Consider the following 16,161-nt stretch of genomic DNA (forward strand, 5'->3'; position numbering starts at 1 on the left):
TCCCACATTCTTCGTAACTTAGATAAAATTTCTGCAGAATTTTTATACTTATTTTGATGGAGGAACCCGAAAAGCCAGTTTATAGAGTAGGGATAAAATAAATTTATTCTCATGAAAAAGCTTACAATTTTTCTACTGACCATTTTCTTGATAACAGGAGCGACTATTTACTCACAAGAAAAAATGACAATTAATCAACAGATTTTCACAAAAGTTGATTTGGATTGGAAATTAATAGACCAAAAGACAGGTAATTTATTTAATCTAAGCGACGAATTAACTATTCAATTTAAAAGCTCTCCATCCCAGGAAAAAATTAAACAATTGGAAAAAGCCTATGGCATGAAACTAGTTAGAAGTAATAAGCTCGGGTTTTATGACTTTCGTCCCGTCCAAAAGCAAAATTTAATAGATATATATCGGCAATTGCTCAAAAACCCGATTGTAAAGGATGTATTTGCAAATACTATTGGAAAATATATATTAATACCGAATGATACACAATATACTGCACAATGGTATCTGGAACAAGCCAGCGATGCTGATATAGATATTTCCAATGCTTGGGATATAACAACTGGAAATAGTAGTGTTGTGGTGGCTATTTTAGATTCTGGATCAGATTGGACCCATCAAGATTTAGGATTTGGAACAGATTCCTACCAAAATATCCATTTAAATACTGGAGAAGATAGTTGGACTAACCCGAATAATCCAGCTACAGGAAATGGAGTGGATGATGATGGAAATGGATATATTGATGATTGGAAAGGATGGGATTTTGGAAATTCCAATAACGATTCCCGTGGACCTTATTTTCACGGAACTCACGTTGCTGGCATAATAGGCGCTAAAACAAATAATGGTATTGGAATTTCTGGTATTGCAGGAGGAAATAATAGTCCAGGCGCAGGATTAATGATTGTTGGTGTTGGAGATTACGGTCCCAACTCAGCTGCAATGGACGATGCTATTCTTTACGCAATGGACAATGGCGCAAAAATAATTCAACTTAGTTTAACTGTTGCGCCATCCTCAGCAATTGATGCTGCACTGCAGGCTGCGTATATTAGTGGTGTTTTTATTGTATGTTCATCAGGAAATGGAAGCAGTACCAGCATTGGTTATCCCTCGTCCAATTCCTATGTATTTTCTGTTGGGGCCACTACCCAAACCGATATAAAAGCGGGCTTTTCTAATTCAGGAACTGATTTAGATCTGGCAGCACCTGGGGTTAGCATTTTGAGTACTCAAATCGGGAATACCTATGGCTATAGTGATGGAACTTCATTTTCTTCGCCAATTGTATCTGCAACTGTGGCATTAATGCTTTCAGTAGATGCGACATTAACAAATGAAGAAATTGAATATACGTTAAAATGCACAGCAGATAAAGTGGGCAGCTATAATTACAATTGGAATCCTTCCAAACAAGGGCACTCTAAAGAATTGGGCTATGGACGTTTAAATGCATATCAAGCTGTTTTAGCCGTAAGTACTTCAGATATTTATACAAGAGATACTCCTACTGACAATGGCGTAGAACCTTCGTCTGGAATTATGTGGGCAAGTCCTGATATTTGGGTGCGTAATGACGATGATGGTGGTTTGACCAATGAAAATCCAGAATATAAGACTTCAAGTCCTAATTGGGTTTACATTCGGATTAATAATAAAGATTGTTCTAAAATAGATGACGCAAGTGTGAAGCTATATTTCAGTAAGGCATCAACAGGACTTTCTTGGCCGTTGCACTGGAACAATTATTATGAATTCGTGGGTAGCAATAGTGTTTTACATGGAGATTATATTGGCTCTACTTCAATTCCCATGTCCATTCAAGAAGAAGTAATTGTTAAAATACCATGGTATCCTCCAAATCCTGCGGATTATATAAATGATGTTCACCATTTCTGTTTACTTAGTAGAATTGAATCAGCTTCTGATCCCATTGGAACAGAAGGAAATTCTGTAAATACCAATACTATTAATAATAATAATATCTCTTGGAAAAATGTAAGTGTCTATGATTTAAATCAATTTGATTCTAATGCTCCTTGGGTTTTTATTAGAAATGTAGATAAAAAGAACCAAAGTATAAACTTGAATTTAAATCTGACGGAAAATAATACTGGAGTTGCTTTTAAAGATATTGGAAAGTTTTATATTAAGGCTGACAAAAAATTAGAGAGATTATTAGAAAAAAGCAAGTTGGAAGGTATAAAACGAGTAGATAAGCAAACCTATCAAATAATATATCCAGAAGCTCGTATAGATAATATTCTAGCTAAAGCTTTTGAGACATATAGTTTAAAGTTTTATATTATACCTAATCAAGAATTGCCAGAAGGGAAGAGCATTACTTATGATATAATTCAAACTGATGCAAGACAAAATAATGTTGGAGGCGAGAGATATACGATAGGTAATTTCAAGAAGAAAAAATCTTCTAATCAAAATTCAGTTATTGATGAAAATAATAATGAGAAGAATTTCTATAGTATTGTTCCTAATCCAACTTCGGGGGAAATTAATATTCTTTTTGATAAAACCTATTCAGGTATTTCAATAACAGTGAAGAGTATTACAGGGCAAGATTTTGGGGCAAAGTATTTGCAGAAAGGTAATGAGGTTTCACTTAATATCAATGGACCAAAAGGACTTTATTTCGTTAGCGTATTAACTGATGAAGGATTTTCAAAGGTTTCGAAAGTTTTAAAAGAATAAGTATTACTTTTATTTTAATTAATAAGAGGCTCCCAAATAGGGAGCCTCTTTTTTTCGGATTAAGGGTAGTGAAATTACAAATATTTTACAATTTATAAGAAAATTTGAACAACATTACTTCTTGTCCTTATTGCTATAATGATGATATATAAAATGAAAAAAAAATAATATTTAGTATTGATAGTAAAATTTTAAATCATTAGAAGATGGGACTAAAATTTTTTAAATTTAAAATTTCAATTACCAAAATTTTGCTTAAAATGCAAGCTAAGTGTTGAACGAGTTTAAATATTGAATCAAGTTTTAGCAAATTTTGTAGCGAACGTAAATTAAAAGATGCAGATGATTTGAAGTTTAATCGATTCCGGTATTTTTTGAAGAATAAGCGATCAAGAAAACGGAATCTTAATCTTTAAAGCTTTGTTCAAGATTTTTTGAAGAAGATCTCTCTACGGAATTAAGCTTACCTGCAACACAGTAAAATGAGCTTACTTCATTCTCAATTTCAAATATATTTTCTGTTATTAATACAAGATTAATAAGCCCGTCAAAAAAAAAAATCAAGGATATTAATTTAATTTATAAATTGAATCAGCTAAAAAAATATTTTATAAAATGCCTAACTAAATGTTTCAATTCATAATTTAGCAGAAGGTTACAATATAATTACATTTATAGCATGATCGTAAATAAATCTATAAAAGGTTTACACATTATTTTTCATCAGGCTCATGGTTTATTGGCCGGAAAAATAGCCAATGAAATTAAAGAAGAGTTTAGACCGCCCCATTGGTTTGAGACCCTTATTGCGGTTTGTGAACACGATGACAGACAACTTAATTTTAAAGAAAAAGATTATCTGTCTGAGATTGGGGTTCCTCTGGATTTTACGGAAGATAAATCAACTGTGAAAGAAGTTCTTGAAAGAATGGAAAAAATAATCAGCAGCGCCAATAACAAATCTCGGTGGATTAGGCTGCTTATTTCGTACCATCTAGAATTTATTTATTCAGACTACAAAAATAGTAGTAAGCAGATAGCTCAATTTTTTGAGAATGAAGAAATTGAGCGAAAAATTATTTTGAAGGTCTATAAATTTTCAGATGTAAAGGCAAGAGCATATTATGAGTTTTTACGTTTCTGCGATAGATTATCTTTAATTCTCTGCAATGATGAAGCACCAGATTGTGAAAGATTATTGGAAATAAATACTTCGATTAAAGAAGAGACTTACTTCATTAAAAAATCTGAGGATGACACCTTAGTCATTTCACCTTGGATTTTCACTTCGGCTAAATTTGAGCTTTCGGTTGAAGAACGTATTCTTAAACAAACCCAATTTTCCTCAGCCAAAGAATTTGAATCGATTTTAATGGCAACACCTCCAAGTTTGAAGAAATGGAAACTCGGCAAATTATAATTGTCGAAGCGTTTAGCAAACCAACAAGATTTTTAGTAAATATAGTTTCAAATGAGCTATTTTAAAATGTTTTTGAATCCATTTAAAAACATTCAAATTTTTAGATTTGATTACTTTAAGGTGAACATTAAATCCATAAGTTCTAAATAATCCATTATGATCGAAGGAAGTGAATATTTTTTTGATTTTCAACGAATTTTCATAGGCGATTTTGACCTGATGATTTATTTGGAAATAGTGCTTAGAGTCGTGATAATTATGACCTACACAATAATAATTATTAGATGGATTGGCAAACGTGCTGTTGGCGGTTTAGGAAGTGCCGATGTTTTAATAATAATTGCGATGGGTAGTGCTGTAGGGGATGCAATGCTTTATCCTACAATTCCCTTAAGCGTTGCCATAACTGTCATTACATTAATTGCCGCTTTCCAAAAGCTCTACGTCTATATTAGTGTCCGAAATAATAAGGTGCGAAAAATCACCCATCCTTCAGTTCTTAAGTTAGTTGCAAATGGTAAACTTTTAGAAAAGAATTTTAAAGTAGATGAGATTGACAAAAACGAAGTTTTAATGTTGCTTAGACAAAATGGAATTAAATATCTATCTGAGGTTGAACACGCTTATTACGAACAATCGGGCGAACTAAGTGTTTATAAATATGATAATCCTATTTTGGAAAATTCAATTTTGCCTGAAAATGTTGATAGTATTGACTATAAAGATAATACATAAGAATTATTTTTTACCACTGTAAATTGAGCCAATAAATTATGTTATACCCCAAAATTCCAATACAAAATAAGGGAGATTATCATGACTTTGTCAGCACTATCTGTGCCGATTCTATTGATGAGGCAAATAGAAATTTTAAAAATTTAATCTTAAGATTAAAATCAGTGAATGACTGGCATTCTTATTCTGAAGAGGTTAATGCGAATTTTAGTTTAATAGATTACAACACAAGTGAAATTACCACAAACGTCGCCATTGATAATTTAATTAAAATTGATATTCCAGGTCCTGGAAGTCCAAGCGGTAACGGAAGCGATTGGACAAAAATAATTGATTTGCAAAATGGATTAAATAATTATCAAAGTCCTTTTTTTGCGATAACAATAAGGACTTGCAGTGCACCAGGATCTGAAGATATCACAACTGTACAATTTTATACAGAAGAATCGACAAATACTTTTATAGTAAGGAGAATTGGCACTTGTATTTATGCAGAAGTTCACGGACGCAATCTACAAGAAAACTCTAAGGATGTACCGTTAACAGATTTGGTTAGAAACAAAGCAATAGTTATAGGAAGTAAGATTGCTATACGTAATTTAAAATGGGTGGCTCTTACAGAAGCGCTAATTGAACCATTTGAAATCAAACAAAATTTATAGTTGCTTTAACAGAAAAAAGACAGCAAATTATTATATTAAATAAAAAATTATGAAAAAAAGTACACGTAAAACAATTTCGAGAATATTTACTTTAACTACAATAGCACAGGTTGGATTCTATGCTTATTTGTATTTTAGAAATTCAAAGAATAAGAAAGCTAAATAAAGAAAAAACAACTTTTAGGAAAATGGGTGTCGAGAAAATTCTTGACACTTTTTTTTCGAAATTATTTTTCAGAAATTGTACCTAAAGCATTTTCTATATTGATACCCTGCCCTAATACTCCTTGAAATATGTCACCTATTTTTTCCAGACGCTTTGGAACGGTTTTAATAGTAAAATCTTCTAATTGTAAACCTTTTTTCAGTTCATTCCAAGATATCGGCGTTGAAACTGTTGCACCAACTTTAGGACGCACGCAATATACTGAAGCTAATGTCTGCCCTCGCCTATTTTGCAGGTAATCTAGATATATTTTTCCTTTTCTATTTTTTACAGCTCTCTCCATACTTGTTAGTTTTGGCAAACGCTCTTGAATGTAATAGCAAAGCAGTTTTGTAAAATCTCTTGCTTCCTGATAACTATAGAGTTCATCCAAAGGCAAATAAATATGAATTCCAGAGGAGCCAGAGGTTTTGCAATAGCCTTCAATTTTAAATAAGTCCAGAACTTCTTTAGCAACTTGGGCTACCTCAATTACCTCAGCAAATGAATTTTCAGCTGAAGGGTCCAAATCGATTACCGTATAACTCGGATTTTCGAGATTATTAATTTTAGAATTCCAAGGATTTATTTCTATGCATCCCAAGTTAGCCATATAGAGTAAGGTTGCTTGATTTTGACAAATTAAATATTCAATATTTTTTTGGGAAGATTCGGAATGAATTTTAGTTGTCTCAACCCAGTTTGGTAGCTGATCGTTATCCTTTTGATAGAAAGATTCTCCATTAATTCCGTTGGGATGGCGGTGTAAATTTTGAGGACGATCCTTCAAATACGGTAATATGAAGTCGGAAATATTTAAGTAGTAATCTATCAAGTCATATTTTGTATAACCCATTTCTGGCCAATACACTTTCTCTAAATTAGAAATTGGTACCGATATTCCATTTACATCTAAAAGTGTGGAAGGATTTGAAGCGAAGGATTTTTTTTCCTTAATAGGTTGAGGGACAATTTCTTCAACATTTTTATCTTGTCTTATACCTTTATAGACAGGATGTCTCAAAATTCCATTTTTAGTTTTCTCCGAAAACTTTACCTCACAAACTAAAAATGGTTTCACCCAATGTGGTTTTCTACCTTTTAAATTTATTTTTTCTTTAAATGGACTTTCATCAATTGTAATTTTTTGAAATTTTGCCAACAACTCCTTTTGTTCTGTAACTGAAAATCCAGAACCACAATTCCCTATATATTTTAAATCTTCTTCGTTATATTGCCCCAAAATAAGCGATCCGAATAATGTATCACCACCTACAGAATCAGTGTAGCCACAAATTAAGGCTTCTTCCGTGGTGCTATTTTTAATTTTCAACCAATTTTCACTTCTATATCCGGGAGAATATTTGGAATCTGCTTTCTTCGCTATTACCCCTTCCATTCCTGCATCCAATGCACGATTATATAATGTTGGCCCCATTCCTTGGATATGATCGCAGTAAAAGACGTTTTTTAGGTCGTTTAATAATTCAGGCAACAGACTTTTACGTTCTAATAGGGTTAAGGCAATTGTATCCATTCCGTTGAGATGAAGTAAGTCGAAAACATAATATTTCAAATTTAAATTTTCAATGGTATCATCATAATTCTGAAGTTTTTGAAAATCGTTTTTTCCTTCCTTGTCTATAATAACTATCTCTCCATCTAATATGCAATCGTGTGGAATATTTTTCAACTCCTTCGCAATACTTGCAAATTTCTCATTATATGAAATTCCATTACGTGAATATAGTTCCACATTATTTTGAAATAGATTTGAGAGTACACGATATCCATCCCACTTTAATTCAAAAACCCATTCAGGATCCTTGAAAATTTTCTTTGCAGGACTGGCAAGCATAGGCTTTACAAAGCTCTGAATGTCTAAAGCTCTATAACTTTCTGAACTTTTTACATTATTGTTTTCAATAAATATTTCAGAATCGTATTCTAAATCGGTTGAATATTCATCCTTCTTCTTTATCAATAGCCACTGATTGCCTTTATCGCCTCTTTTAGTATGAACGAGAGCAAATGTTCCTTTTATTTTCTTTCCAAAGAATTCTATTTTCAGATCCCCTTTTTCTAATTGTTGAACTGGGTCATTTCCTATTTCACTTAATAACACATTATAATTTCCCTCGTCCCAAATTGTCATTACTCCCGCTCCGTAATTTCCTTTGGGAATGGTGCCATGAAAATTTAAATAACCTACAGGATGATCCTCGGTCATAATGGCCAAGCGTTTGTCAGAAGCATTCATTGAAGGTCCCTTTGGAACAGCCCAACTCTTTAAAACTCCATCCATTTCTAATCTTAAATCGTAATGTAATTTTGAAGCTTTATGACGTTGAATAACAAAACGTCTCGCATTTTCCTTATTTACAACTCCTTTGGGTTCAGGCGTCTGATCAAACTTTCTTTTTTCTATGTATTTATCTAAACTCAAATTAAGATGCTTTGCTTTTTTTCTTCTCCAGACTGGCTTTTAATTTCGCCATAAGATCTTCAGCTTGTGTGGGAGTAGTGTCCACTTTTTTAGAACGCGATTTTTTTCCGGTTGATTTGTTTTTAATGATTTTCATTAATTGTTTGTTGTAAACATCCTTATACTTTTCCAAATCGAATTTGGATGTATAATTTGCAATTAATGACAAAGCCATATCCACCTCTTTCTTAGAAACTTTAGTAGTTGGTAACTTTAAGTCTTTTGGATCTCTTATTTCATCTGCAAATCTAATTACGTGAAGCACTAAGGCGTCTTTGTAAATACCAATCAAACTAAGGTGCTCTTTTTGTCGCATCACAAAAGTAGCAACTCCTAATTTCTTGGTTTTCTTTAAAGCATCACGTAATAAATTGTAACTCTTACTGCCTTCTTTTTGAGGCTCTAAAAAATAAGGGCTTTTATAGAGTAGATCACTTACCTCACTTTCTTCAATAAATTCTTCAATGTCAATGGTTTTACTTTTTTTCATATTAGCCATTTCAAAATCCTCTTTTTCAAGAATTACATAGCTATCATCCTGTTTAAAACCTTTAACAATATCTTTCCACTCTACTTCTTTCCCTGTTTCTTCATTAACACGTTTGTATCTAATTCTAGCATTGTCGTGAACATCCAGCATATCCAAATCAAGTTTCCTATCTTCTGAAGCACTATACATTTTAATGGGGATTGACACTAATCCAAAGCTTATTGAACCGTTCCATATTGATCTCATAATATATTTTTATTTTAAAAATAGAGCTTATATGATTACGAAATAAATTGTTTCACGATATTTTAACTACTAGATAAAATCTATAACAGTAAAAACCTATCGATGTCTATGCGCCAACAAAATTGGAGGCCTCCCATCAAATGGGTTTCCTTGATTCCCAATTGTTTTTGATCCTCGCCCCAAAGTAGCTGCACGACGCACATAGTGATCGCCATATTTATCTCTAATTTTATCCATTGCCTTATAGAGATTTACCGTTTTGTTTGTATCTTCAAACATATCTATTTGATAGTGTCCATCTGCTAATCCTCCAAACTTAACTCCCACTAGCCTTACTAATACTCTTCGGTCATACAATTTTTGAAAAAGTTCTTTTACGGTCGGAATTAAAATATGATCTGCGGAAGTGTGCATAATTTTAATTTGTTTTGAATACGTCTGAAAATCGGAGTATCGAACTTTTACCATTACGGTTGAAGTTAATTTATTACCTCTCCGTAATTGAAAAGCCAAATTCTCTACCATTGCCAATATGGTTGTATTAATCATTTCCTGATCAAAAGTATCCTTGCCGTAAGTTCGTTCGCTGGAAATGGATTTGCGCTCGTGAAACGGCTTAATTGGGCTATCATCAATACCATTGCAGCGCTCCCAGATTATTTTACCATTTTTTCCAAATACGGAGATCATACGTTCCAAGGGCATTTTTTGCACCAGACCAACTTCTCGAATTCCAAGTAAAGAAAAAGTTTTATAGGTTTGGTTTCCAACCATCGGTATCTTTTTGATTGAGAGCGGTGCCAAAAAAGTCTTTTCACAACCATCTGCAACATTTATTTGATTGTTGGGCTTGGCTTCGCCAGTGGCAACTTTTGAAACGGTTTTATTTATGGAAAGTCCAAAGGATATCGGCAATCCGGTTTCCCTTATAATTTTAGATCGCAATTCCTTCGCAAATTTATAGCAGCCGAAGAATTTATCCATGCCACTCAAATCTGCATAAAACTCATCTACACTTGCCTTCTCAACTATTGGCAGATTTTGGGTGAGTATTTCCGTAACCTCTTGCGACATTTTTCCATACAGATGCCCATTACCGCGAATATAAATTGCCTGCGGACATAATTGCCGCGCCATTTTCATATTCATAGCACTGTGTACGCCAAATTTACGAGCCTCATAACTCGCCGCTGTAACTACTCCCCTATTTCCTGTGCCGCCAATAATTACCGGTCGATTGTTCAAACTACTATCTATTCTACGTTCACACGAAACAAAAAAGGCATCTAAATCAAAATGAATAATTGCTTTTCCCATTGTATTTGGAATTTGTCCAAAATTATGGAATATTTCCAAAATTTGATTTAGTTTTGTAAAACAATTTATCAACAATGTATCTTAATTGCCATTCGTATTATTCGCTTAGATATGGAACTTTTTCTGAAAGCACACTTTTGGAATTGGCGAAGGAAAATGGCATTACACAACTTGCACTTACAGATATTAATAGCACCAGTGCTTGCTTAAGCTTTATTAAACAAGCTCAGGAACACAATATTCACAGCGTAGTTGGAGTGGATGTTCGTAATGGTGTGGATCAATTATATATTTTGATTGCGAAGAACAATGAGGGGTTTTCAGAAATAAATACCTTCATTTCAGAACATCTTCATATAAAAAAGCTATTCCCGGATGTTGCACCCAAATTTGAAAATTGTTATTGTATCTATCCCTTTGAAAAGGCGATGGAAATTAAGTCGCATACTTTTTCAGAATATGAATTTATCGGCATTTCAATTAAAAACCTAAATCGTTTACCATTTTCTCCTTTCAATAAAATGATGGATAAATTGGTTATTCACCAAACGGTAAGTTTTAGAAATCAATCAGATTATAATGCGCACCGATTGTTGCGGACTATAGATTTAAATACCCTTTTAAGTAAACTTCCGCTCTCGGAACAAGGTGATAAAACGGATGTGCTTTTAGCTCCGGAATTGGTTAAAGTGAAATATCAGGAGTATCCAGAATTACTTTTCAATACTGACAAACTACTGAAATCCTGCAAAGTAAATTTCTATTTTGATGAACACAGAGTGAATCAAAATCAAATTATTTATGGGGAAGATAAAGATTCAGATTACACAATTTTGGAGGAGCTGTGCTATAATAAAATCAAGGAACGCTACAAAAATCCAAAAATGGAGGTTTATGAACGGGTCGAAAAGGAATTGGCGGCCATCAAGCAAATGGATTTTGTTTCCTATTTCCTAATAAACAACGATATTTTAGATTATGCCCGTTCTAAAGACTATCCATACATTGGTCGCGGAAGTGGCGCCAATAGTGTTGTTGCGTATATAATTGGCATTACGAATGTAGATCCCATTGAACTGGATCTTTATTTTGAGCGGTTTATAAATGTGTACCGTAGCAGTCCGCCAGATTTCGATATTGATTTTTCGTGGAAAGACCGAGATGATATTACCGATTATATTTTCAGAAGATTTAAAAATACCGCCTTGATGGGAACCTATGTAACTTTTCAATATCGCGCGGTTATTCGCGAATTGGGCAAAGTGTTTGGGGTTCCAAAATTTGAGGTGGACAGTTTTCTAAAAGGCTATAAAGTAAAGAAAAGCGCCAGTAGTGCTTATATTCAACTGATTGAAAAATATGCGCATTATATTCATGGTTTTCCTAATTATCTCAGCGTGCATTCCGGCGGAATTATAATAACCCAAAAGCCAATTTATTACTATACAAGTACTTTTTTGCCACCAAAGGGTTTTCAGACCGTTCAGTTTGATATGAATATCGCTGAAGAAGTTGGCATTTTTAAATTCGATATTCTCGCGCAACGCGGACTGTCGAAAATTAAGGATACTTTGGAAATATTAGCATACAACCAACCTGAAACTGATGTGCTGGATATGGAAGATATAGAGGTTTTTAAGAATGATCCCAATATAAATAAATTGCTTAATACCGGAGATTGTATGGGCGTGTTTTATGTGGAATCGCCCGCAATGCGGACTTTGATGACGAAACTACAAACCAACGATTATCTTAACCTTGTGGCTGCAAGTAGTATTATTAGACCTGGCGTTAGTAACGGCGGAATGAAAAATGAATATATTCTGCGCCACCGAATTCCCGAAAAGCGTAAAGAAGCGCATCCTGTTATGCTCGAAATTTTGGAAGATACCTATGGCGTAATGGTTTATCAGGAAGATGTGCTAAAAGTGGCCCACAAATTTGCCGGACTCTCCTTGGCAGAAGCAGATATTTTAAGGCGCGGTATGGGTGGTAAGGTAAAATCGAAAGGGCAATTTGAGCAGATAGAGAAAAAGTTTATAAGCTATTGCTTAAAGAAAGGATATTCTGAAACCCTCACCAACGAAGTCTGGAACCAAATAAAAGCCTTTGCCGGTTATGCCTTTGCGAAAGGTCATTCCGCATCTTATGCGGTTGAAAGCTACCAATCGCTCTATCTAAAAAAATATTTTCCTTTGGAATTTATGACGGCTGTTTTAAACAACGGCGGTGGTTTTTATAATATTGAAACCTATATTCACGAAATTAAAATGCAGGGCGGCACCGTGGAAGCACCTTGCATAAATAAAAGCGATCATGGTAATAAAATTTATGGCGAAGCCGTTTTTCTAGGTCTTGGAATGTTGAAGTCATTAGAGTTTAGGGCCATTCAATCTATTTTGAACGAACGGGATGTTTACGGTAAATTTTCGGGTTTTGATGATTTTGTAGATCGTGTGAAGATTGGTATTGAACAGATTATAATATTAATTCGCATCGATGCATTTCGATTTACTGGAGCCGATAAGCATACTTTGCTCTGGGAGGCCCATTTAAAGTTGGACAAAAACAAAACCCAAAATCCGTATCCCGTTCTTTTTAAACCTAAGCAAATTACCTACGATATTCCTGAAATAAAATCTACAACGGTTATTGATGCATACGACCAGATTGAATTATTGGGCTTTCCCTTACACTCAAGATTCAATCTTTTAGCTGCGCCCTTGCCCACGGATTTTAAGGCGAAAGATATGGTTGCATACGTAAATAGAAAAATAACAATCTGCGGAAAGTTGGTAACCGCCAAAGGCACGCCGACAAAAGACAAACGCTTAATGCACTTCGGGACTTTTTACGATAGTGAGGGCGTATTTTTTGATACCGTACACTTCCCGAATATTGCAGAAAAGTTTAGCATAAGCTCTGAAGGTATTTATGTGGTTCGCGGGAAAGTTGTGGACGATTTGGGATGTTTGGCGATTATTGTAGATTACATACAACATTTAGAAATGATTCCAGATCCAAGATTTGAAGATGCGGATAAGAGTGTTAAGTTGATGGATTAATAGATAATCTTTATTTAAAATTCTATAATAATATTAATGATTAGACTTTTCTAAACTTAAAATTTGCTTACGAAGTTTATCCACATCTTTATTTTTTGAACTTTCCGGTAGACTTTCAACCCTCTTGATATATATTAATCTTTCTGAGTATTTTTGTTTGGTTAATTCGAGAGTTAAATTAATCAAAGCTAAATTTTCTAAATATTCGTTGCCTACCCTCTTAGCATTAATCATAGCTGTAGTGTAAAAGTCAATACCTAATTTCTTTTCGCCTTTTTTTAAATAAATTAGACCCAGTGTAGCTTGGAATGTTATCTGTGATTCCACTGATAAATTTTTTAAATCAATATTTTCTAGTTTAGAGGTGTATTTATCTAATAATTTTATGTCTTCTGAGGTTGCTATTGAATAAATTATATTATTTAAAATAGTTGGATCATTAGGATTTGCTCTTAAACCAATTTGACAAATTTTAATAGCTAATTCTTTATTATTTAGTAAAGATCCCGCTATATATGATCCAAGAAGTATAGGACGTTTTGAATACGGCATATCCACAAACCAGTTCAGAGAATTAATTAATGCACTTTCCCAATCACCTGATCTGTATTGATCAATTGCGAATGCTTCAAATGGGTTTATGACATTAGTAAAATTAAAAGGATTAAATCTAATACGATTGTCATGTTTTGACATCCATTCAATTTGTGCCAAACTGTTATCGTTAGGGTTTTTCAAAGCCTCATCTATATGAGTTTTAGCTTTTTTAAATGTTCCTGACATTAATTCTAATGTGCCTATAGAGCTATTCAATTCAGTTAAATCAAAATTAGAATAATTGAGATTTTTAATCATTCCTTGTCCATTTTTTATAAGCGGTGAATACCGATCCATCAAAGACGATGTAGCTATATGTGCTGAAATTAACCATGGATCATATTTAGTTCTGTCGGATTTCCTCAAATAGAATAAAGCTTTATCAAAACTTTCAATATGTACAAAGAATCGAACTGACGATCTAAGAACGAATCTGTTGTTAGGTGCTAAAAAAAGAGCAGTTAATATAGCTTGCTCTGCCTTTGCATCTTGTCCTTGCATTGCGTAAAGTCTCGCAAGTTCTACATAGGGAATTGGATTATTTAACTGACCATGGATTTGAGCTTTAGTTTTACTTATTATTTTATGTATTGCTTTGTAATCGGTTAAATTTGTAAAATCTTCAACCGAGGATATTTTTTTTTCCAATAAACTATTTTTACTATTAGTTTTCGAGAAAAGCATCTCTCTTTTTGGATCCTCAATCAATTTTTTTGCTATATCATTTAAAATATTTGATGAATTCTCACTATTATCAATAATAAATTGCGCAGCATCTTCGACATCAGTATTTTCGTGAAGTCTTGATACAAATGCTGAATTAATTAAATCTGATGCGGTACCAATATTTTTTCTGTTGTTCCAATCCCGAATTTGTTGATCAATATTAAATTTGATTATGTTATTCGATTCCCAATTATTGCCTAATTCTCCCAGCTGAATTGTTCGTTTAAAATCCCGCCAATTGGGTATTACTCTTCTATCCTTTAATTGATATATTATAGCCATTATTTTACAAATTTAAGTTGCGCTTTTTTTGCGAGAATATCCAATTTTGAAATTAATCGTTGAAAATCATATTGATTCAATTTATTTCCACGTAATTCTTGATTCTTAGCGATCCGAATATTTGTTGGATGACCACGTAATTCTGGTATAGGGTGGCAACAGTATGTAATAATTTGTATTAATTCTCTACTTAATTCTTTATCATCTAAAGCAACCTCAAATTCTTTTAAAGATTTATAATACCCATTTATAAGGTAATCTTTAACATCTACGAAGGAACCTGTCCAAATATACCATCTAAAACTTTCTTCGATATTTTTAGAAAGTAAAGATGTCATGCTTACACCAATAAAATAATATATAATCATGCTTCCGAACAAATACAGATCTGTTGATTTTACTCTCTCTTCCCAATCAGGATTACTATAGCCATAAAGAAATTCGGGCGGTGCATAAGAATTATCGCCAGTAAAATTACCACCTCTATCGTGTGGTGCTAAAATATCTTTACAGAGTGAACGACCTAAATCACCAATTTTAGAAACTAGGTTATCTTCATACAATAATACATTTGATGGCTTTAGATCTTGATGAGCTATATTTACTGAGTGCAGTTGTTTGATACCAATTGCGACATTATGCAACGATTTTAATTTCCAAGCTGTTTCTATATGCTTTGTAAAATTTATAAAACCTCGAAGATCATCTCCAGCTTTTTCAAAAATTAAATATGGAACATAGGGTATTGCAAAGCCCTCATTTTCGAAAGATGCTTCACCTTCATCAAGAATCAAAGAAACTTTACTCAATTTGTTATTTTTACATCTCTGAAGTAAATCTACTTCAAATTTATATGCTGCTGTTTGTTCTTGAATAATATCTATAGCTTTCTTCCCTGGAGATAGTTCAAAAAATGCTTTAAAATTCAAAGCCTTTAAAAAAGCTTCATAGCCATCTTTCTCAACTAAATAGCAAACACTAAAGTAGCCACCAGAAGAACCAAGTTTTCTTTCCAACTTTTTGGTTACTTTCCAACCATTTTTAAGTTCTTTACCAAGTAGAGCTTCAGCAGCAATTTCGAAATTTTGAGAATTCATAATATTTTTCTTTAATTTGGTTTTGACATTTTCTTATACTTGCTCAGTCCATACGAATTTTAAGAATTCAAATAATCACCAAGTTAACAGACTATTTAAATTTTTGG

General features: G+C 33.2%; 10 protein-coding genes. 5 read left to right on the forward strand and 5 right to left on the reverse strand.

Annotated elements, in window-relative coordinates:
• Window positions 1-111 precede the first annotated feature (111 nt).
• The 4 genes from AEQSU_RS16300 (at window position 112) to AEQSU_RS15390 (ending at window position 5,544) form a co-directional block, all read left to right on the forward strand.
• Window positions 112-2,727 carry a S8 family peptidase gene (locus AEQSU_RS16300; RefSeq protein ID WP_014783794.1) on the forward strand — a complete coding sequence of 872 codons (2,616 nt, stop codon included), beginning with the start codon at window positions 112-114 and terminating at the stop codon, window positions 2,725-2,727.
• A 679-nt stretch (window positions 2,728-3,406) separates the two neighbouring features.
• Window positions 3,407-4,147 carry a DUF3891 family protein gene (locus AEQSU_RS15380; protein ID WP_014783795.1) on the forward strand — a complete coding sequence of 247 codons (741 nt, stop codon included), beginning with the start codon at window positions 3,407-3,409 and terminating at the stop codon, window positions 4,145-4,147.
• A 156-nt stretch (window positions 4,148-4,303) separates the two neighbouring features.
• The gene (locus AEQSU_RS15385) at window positions 4,304-4,882 is read left to right on the forward strand and encodes a DUF421 domain-containing protein (protein WP_014783796.1); all 579 of its coding nucleotides are present in this window, start codon (window positions 4,304-4,306) and stop codon (window positions 4,880-4,882) included.
• Between the two features lie 38 nt (window positions 4,883-4,920).
• On the forward strand, window positions 4,921-5,544 hold the full coding sequence (locus tag AEQSU_RS15390) for a hypothetical protein (protein WP_014783797.1): 624 nt from the start codon (window positions 4,921-4,923) through the stop codon (window positions 5,542-5,544).
• A gap of 227 nt (window positions 5,545-5,771) precedes the next feature.
• On the opposite strand, the gene ligD is transcribed toward AEQSU_RS15390, so the two are convergent.
• From ligD to dinB, 3 genes are all read right to left on the reverse strand, one after another.
• Window positions 5,772-8,195: a DNA ligase D gene (gene ligD, locus AEQSU_RS15395; RefSeq protein WP_014783799.1), complete on the reverse strand. Its 2,424-nt coding sequence runs from the start codon at window positions 8,193-8,195 to the stop codon at window positions 5,772-5,774.
• A 1-nt stretch (window position 8,196) separates the two neighbouring features.
• Window positions 8,197-8,970, reverse strand: coding sequence for a non-homologous end joining protein Ku (gene ku / locus AEQSU_RS15400; RefSeq protein ID WP_014783800.1), 774 nt, complete (start codon window positions 8,968-8,970; stop codon window positions 8,197-8,199).
• A gap of 96 nt (window positions 8,971-9,066) precedes the next feature.
• Window positions 9,067-10,287, reverse strand: a complete 1,221-nt coding sequence (gene dinB, locus AEQSU_RS15405) for a DNA polymerase IV (RefSeq protein WP_042492601.1) — start codon at window positions 10,285-10,287, stop codon at window positions 9,067-9,069.
• A 74-nt stretch (window positions 10,288-10,361) separates the two neighbouring features.
• Between dinB and AEQSU_RS15410 the strand changes: the two genes are divergently transcribed.
• Window positions 10,362-13,352 carry a DNA polymerase III subunit alpha gene (locus tag AEQSU_RS15410; RefSeq protein ID WP_014783802.1) on the forward strand — a complete coding sequence of 997 codons (2,991 nt, stop codon included), beginning with the start codon at window positions 10,362-10,364 and terminating at the stop codon, window positions 13,350-13,352.
• Between the two features lie 33 nt (window positions 13,353-13,385).
• Here AEQSU_RS15410 and AEQSU_RS15415 read toward each other — a convergent pair whose 3' ends face one another.
• Together AEQSU_RS15415 and AEQSU_RS15420 are read right to left on the reverse strand one after the other, a co-directional pair.
• Window positions 13,386-14,957 (reverse strand): tetratricopeptide repeat protein, encoded by a 1,572-nt coding sequence (locus AEQSU_RS15415; RefSeq protein ID WP_014783803.1) that lies wholly within the window; start codon window positions 14,955-14,957, stop codon window positions 13,386-13,388.
• Window positions 14,957-16,054: a protein kinase domain-containing protein gene (locus tag AEQSU_RS15420; RefSeq protein WP_014783804.1), complete on the reverse strand. Its 1,098-nt coding sequence runs from the start codon at window positions 16,052-16,054 to the stop codon at window positions 14,957-14,959. Before AEQSU_RS15420 ends, AEQSU_RS15415 begins: the two co-directional genes overlap by 1 nt.
• Window positions 16,055-16,161 lie beyond the last annotated feature (107 nt).

This window comes from Aequorivita sublithincola DSM 14238 (genome assembly GCF_000265385.1).
GTDB lineage: Bacteria > Bacteroidota > Bacteroidia > Flavobacteriales > Flavobacteriaceae > Aequorivita > Aequorivita sublithincola.

Excerpts from the sequence above, each read along its gene's own strand:
- AEQSU_RS16300 (WP_014783794.1), top strand. The coding sequence starts at position 112 with ATGAAAAAGCTTACAATTTTTCTACTGACCATTTTCTTGATAACAGGA.
- AEQSU_RS15380 (WP_014783795.1), top strand. The coding sequence starts at position 3,407 with ATGATCGTAAATAAATCTATAAAAGGTTTACACATTATTTTTCATCAG.
- AEQSU_RS15385 (WP_014783796.1), top strand. The coding sequence starts at position 4,304 with ATGATCGAAGGAAGTGAATATTTTTTTGATTTTCAACGAATTTTCATA.
- AEQSU_RS15390 (WP_014783797.1), top strand. The coding sequence starts at position 4,921 with ATGTTATACCCCAAAATTCCAATACAAAATAAGGGAGATTATCATGAC.
- ku (WP_014783800.1), bottom strand. The coding sequence starts at position 8,970 with ATGAGATCAATATGGAACGGTTCAATAAGCTTTGGATTAGTGTCAATC.
- dinB (WP_042492601.1), bottom strand. The coding sequence starts at position 10,287 with ATGGGAAAAGCAATTATTCATTTTGATTTAGATGCCTTTTTTGTTTCG.
- AEQSU_RS15410 (WP_014783802.1), top strand. The coding sequence starts at position 10,362 with ATGTATCTTAATTGCCATTCGTATTATTCGCTTAGATATGGAACTTTT.
- AEQSU_RS15415 (WP_014783803.1), bottom strand. The coding sequence starts at position 14,957 with ATGGCTATAATATATCAATTAAAGGATAGAAGAGTAATACCCAATTGG.
- AEQSU_RS15420 (WP_014783804.1), bottom strand. The coding sequence starts at position 16,054 with ATGAATTCTCAAAATTTCGAAATTGCTGCTGAAGCTCTACTTGGTAAA.